At 55.3% G+C, this 4,597-nt stretch carries 4 protein-coding genes; 3 read left to right on the forward strand and 1 reads right to left on the reverse strand.

What is annotated here, in order from left to right:
* On the forward strand, positions 1-716 hold a 716-nt coding region (locus tag CW742_RS07585), incomplete at its 5' end, for a Coenzyme F420 hydrogenase/dehydrogenase, beta subunit C-terminal domain (RefSeq protein ID WP_292418658.1).
* Between the two features lie 16 nt (positions 717-732).
* A complete protein-coding gene (locus CW742_RS07590) occupies positions 733-1,188 on the forward strand; it encodes a ferritin family protein (protein WP_292418661.1) in 456 nt (151 codons plus the stop codon).
* Between the two features lie 704 nt (positions 1,189-1,892).
* Here CW742_RS07590 and CW742_RS07595 read toward each other — a convergent pair.
* On the reverse strand, positions 1,893-2,078 hold the full coding sequence (locus CW742_RS07595) for a hypothetical protein (RefSeq protein WP_292418664.1): 186 nt from the start codon (positions 2,076-2,078) through the stop codon (positions 1,893-1,895).
* 453 nt (positions 2,079-2,531) lie between these two features.
* On the opposite strand from CW742_RS07595, the gene CW742_RS07600 reads away from it, so the two are divergent.
* Positions 2,532-4,391 (forward strand): molybdopterin biosynthesis protein, encoded by a 1,860-nt coding sequence (locus tag CW742_RS07600; RefSeq protein ID WP_292418667.1) that lies wholly within the window; start codon positions 2,532-2,534, stop codon positions 4,389-4,391.
* The last annotated feature ends 206 nt before the right edge of the window (positions 4,392-4,597 follow it).

Raw genomic sequence — 4,597 nt, forward strand, 5'->3', positions numbered from 1 at the left:
AAGAGGCAGGCTATGGCCGGCGCTCGAACTGCCGCCGCTGCAAGATGAAGATCCCGCGTCAGGCAGACCTTGCCTGCGGTAACTGGGGTGTCATCGGCGAGAAGGCTGGCAAGGCTACCTTCGTCGAGGTCTGCTCCGAGAAGGGAGCAAACCTCGTCTCCGGTGCAGTCAAGAACGGCATCCTCGCAACCGAGGCAGCCAACCCCAAGGGGCTTGAGATCCGCGGGAAAGTCGAGGGCGCAATGCTCAAGCTCGGCGACAAGTGGCGCAAGCACGACTTCGAGGCACTCGGCGAGGGCAAGGACCGGTTAAAGAAGATCATGCAGGAGACCTCCCGCTGCATCAAGTGCTACAGCTGTATCTCGGCCTGCCCGATCTGCTACTGTGTCGACTGCACGACCAAGAACCCGGCCTATGTCAAGCCCGGTGAGCTTCCCCCGAACTTCATGTTCCACCTGATCCGGTTCGCCCACATTGCGGACTCCTGCGTGAACTGCGGCCAGTGCCAGGAACTCTGCCCTGCAGAGATCCCGAATGCACTCTTCATGCACGCCCAGCAGGTCGAGCTTGAGAAGATGTTCGGCCACGCCCCCGGCCAGGACATGGAACTCCCGATTCTCGCCTATGCAGAGGAGCGCGAGGAACGTTCCCGCCTGCACAACACGGGAAGCGACATGATCTACCTGAACGTGTTCAACCCGGTAGCAAAGCACTAACAGAAGAGGTGTGAAGATGAAAGCAGATGACGCAAAAAAGATCATTGCAACAGCCATCGACCGCGAGGTCGAGGCATACACTTTTTACCGCAGCGTTGCGGACAAGGCAAAAGACAAGGCACTGAAATCACTCTTTGACGAACTTGCCGGTGAGGAGAAGAAGCACCGCGAGTTCCTCCAGGGATTCCTGGCAAAGGATGTCAGCAAGATCAAGTTCGCTGCAGGGCATGACTACAAGGTAGCGGATGAACTCCCGTTACCGGCCCTCAGCGTGGACATGAAACCGCTCGAAGGACTGGTCATTGCGATCCAGAAAGAACTGGGCGCCATGCAGATGTACACCCAGTTCGCAAACGCAGCAGAAGATGTCGAAACTCAGCTGCTCTTTACCCAGCTTGCCAACATGGAACGGAGCCACAAGGCACGCCTTGAGGACATCTACACCAACATGGCATTCCCCGAGGTCTGGTGACCCGGGCACCTTTTTTTCTGACTCCGGAACAGCTGAAGTCGTCAGCAGCGCATCCTGAATTCGAACGTTCTCATACGGCCCCGGTAGTGTGGCGGGAGCCTGAAAAAGCTGGCTTTTAAAATAGTGCTCTGGAGAAAATATCCTTCCCGATAATTGTCCCCCATGAGCATCCGGATGGTTATAAAAAAGCATGGAGGATGAGAAGAACGCCGGGGTGCTCTTTGACTTCAGCGGCACGTAGCATACCAGGGGTACAGGGGCATCAGCCTCCATCTTTGCACATGGGGATTTCAACCGATCGCGATTGTAAACATCCCCTCAGGAAAAAAACCGGAGATGTAACGGAGAGATTCACAAGTTCCTGGCATTCGTGACAGAAATCCCCGGGGCCCCCCCTGGATCCGGCGATCCTGCCAGCAAAAACCCACTCTATGCCCCGTTCGCAGGTGACGTTCGCGATCTGTTAGGGTTCTATTAGCGCAATTCAGGCCTGCCGTCGTAAAACCCCCGCAATCGGAGGCTAAAATGAGCGTTTCCGGAAGTTTATGTCAGGGTATCCGGGTGAATATGTCAACTTCAGCGTTCCGGTGAAGCTACAGATGAAACAAAAAAGGTCAAAATGACCTCTGATCGCCAAAATAAGCCCGATTTGAAAAAATGTCTTGCAAGGGTTGTGGGAAGGATTTCACCAGAGCAAAAAAGAACTATTCCGGATCGGTTGTAGCGAACCGTTCGAGATAACAGTAGTCACAGGCCTTCTCCTCTCCGGACCGGAGCGCGAGAAGAGAACTGTCGGCATGTTCTTTACAAACATACGAGACACAGAACCCGAGCGACTGGAGCCCGATTGCCACCCTGCCGCACTGTTCGCACGTATGCTTCTCTGCCATTTCCATCACCCAAAGATTGTGGTAAAGATTACCGTACGGGTTTTCCCGCCACCTGTGTTGTTGCAACAAATGTTTGGAAGGTATCTGTATCAACTGTACCGTTCAAGGTAACAGACACCATACGTTTTTTTCTCACCGGGTTTCAGCGCAAGGAGGAGGCTGTCGGCATGATCTTTACACACATATTCAAATACCCCCTCCATGGACTGGAATCCTATGGCTCCTTTTTCGCAACGGTCACATTTGTGTACATCAGCCATGATTAATTCGTTTCAGCCAATTTTCTTAATACTCTTTGGAAAGATATCGATCAGAACAGCGAACCCACGATGCAGGGCCATAAGTGGTTTACCTGATCAGAGGAATACAAAAAGATAGATTCGCAGGAAAATGAGGAACGGGTATGCAGCAGAGCAGAAAGACCGAAATAAGAAACGGTAACCCGGTGAGGATATGGTGAAACGTTACCTTCAGGTCAGAACCCTTGATGATGTGTTCGCACTCCTGGGGCGTGAGTTCTCCTGCACCCCCTCTGTTATCTCCGTTCCGCTGGAGAATGCCGCCGGGCGGGTCACTGCCGGACCGATCTTTGCAAAGTATTCGGTCCCCGAGATTCATCTCTCGGCAATGGACGGGATCGCAGTCGTGAGTGCCGAAACAAAAGAGGCCTCCGAGCAGCACCCCATAAAACTCCCCCGGGCGGCCCGGGTAAACACCGGCAATGTTGTGCCCCCGGAATACGATGCAGTGATCATGATCGAGGATGTCTGGGAGGCGGACGGGACGTACACCATCCGGAAATCCGCGAGCCCCTGGCAGCATGTGCGGCCGGCGGGGGAGGACCTTGCCGAGTCCGAGATGGTGATGCCCTCGCGCCACCGTATCCGCCCGCATGAGATAGGGGGACTTGCCACGTATGGCATCACGGAAGTGAATGTGATCACGGTACGGATCGGTCTCGTCCCAACCGGCAGCGAGCTTGTCGCAGCCGGAACACGGCCCATGCCGGGCCAGGTTGTCGAGAGTAACACCTTAATGGCGAAGGCGATGCTCGAAGAAGTGGGGGCCACGTGCACCCGGTACCCCTTTGTTGAGGACACTCCGGAAAAGATCCGCGATGCTATCCAAAAGGCCTGCTGCGAGAATGACCTCGTCATAGTTTCAGCGGGATCCTCAGCGGGGACGAAAGACTACACGGCGGATGTGATCGCGGGACTTGGCGAGGTGCTGGTCCACGGTATCGCAACCAAGCCCGGGAAACCGGCGATAATCGGCCGGGTGGACAAAAAGCCGGTCATCGGCCTCCCCGGGTATCCCCTGTCAGCGCTGACCGTCATCCGCGAGCTTGTCCTCCCGGTGCTGAAGACCTATGGCATCCCGGTTCCCAGATACCGGATCCTCAAGGCGCAGGTGACCACGGCGCTGGCGAAGGAGATCGGCTCGGATGAGTTCGTTGCCTGCACGCTTGGGAAGGTCGGGAGCCGCTGGGTGATCTCGCCCCAGTCGAAGGGAGCCGGTGTCCAGATGAGCGCAATCCGGTCGAACGCTTACATCCGGCTGCCCCGTGAATCGGAAGGATTCAATGCGGGGGATCTTGTTGACGCACGGCTGCTTGTTCCAGTGGAGGAGGCAGAAAGCGCCCTGCTCATCACGGGCAGCCACGACCCGGTCATCGATTACCTGGCGGACCTCCTCCGTCCAAAAGGGGTCTCTCTTATTTCAACCCATGTGGGGAGCATGGGGGGCATCCTTGCTTTACGAAAGAATGAATGTCATGCGGCGCCGACCCATCTGCTCACGGATGATGGGACCTACAACTCTGCGTATGTGAAGAAATACCTCCCGGGAACGGATGTTGATCTCATCTGCGTTGCACAACGGCAGCAGGGGGTAGTGTCACGTGACGGTTTCTTGTTTGCTGATCTCCCTGGCCGGATGTTCGTCAATCGCCAGAAAGGATCCGGGACCCGGATGCTGCTTGATTATGAGCTGAAGAAAGCCGGCATTGACCCGGCATCGATCCCGGGATATGAGCGGGAAGTGACCACGCATATTGCGGTCGCGCTTGCCGTGAAGAGCGGGGAGGCCGATGCCGGTCTCTGCGTGTACAGTGCGGCAAAGGCCCTGAATCTCCCGTTTATTCCCGTTGCAAGTGAGCGGTACGAACTGGCCATCCGGCGGGAACATGCAGCGGACCCGCGTGTCATGGCACTCATTGAAGCGATCCGGTCACCCCAATTCAAGACAATTCTTGAACAACTGGGGGGCTATGAGACACCAGAGACTGGAATTATCCGGGATGGGAGCCACTGATCCAAGGCAGGAGAATCCGGATGGTTGTAGGGGATTTCTGGCCCAAAAGCCCTTCAATTCCGGATATTTCCACTAGTTCCCTCTCGTAAGTTAATAAAAATGGTTAACTTTTATCTGCGCCGGATGCCGGTATGAAGGGGAAAAACCCCTCCTTCTTTTGGAAAAAGGAAGTGATGCCAAGAAAATTTTCCGTCATAAGTTAATTG

Source organism: Methanoregula sp. (genome assembly GCF_002835825.1).
In the GTDB taxonomy this organism is placed as follows: domain Archaea; phylum Halobacteriota; class Methanomicrobia; order Methanomicrobiales; family Methanospirillaceae; genus Methanoregula.

Excerpts from the sequence above, each read along its gene's own strand:
- CW742_RS07590 (WP_292418661.1), top strand. The coding sequence starts at position 733 with ATGAAAGCAGATGACGCAAAAAAGATCATTGCAACAGCCATCGACCGC.
- CW742_RS07595 (WP_292418664.1), bottom strand. The coding sequence starts at position 2,078 with ATGGCAGAGAAGCATACGTGCGAACAGTGCGGCAGGGTGGCAATCGGG.
- CW742_RS07600 (WP_292418667.1), top strand. The coding sequence starts at position 2,532 with ATGGTGAAACGTTACCTTCAGGTCAGAACCCTTGATGATGTGTTCGCA.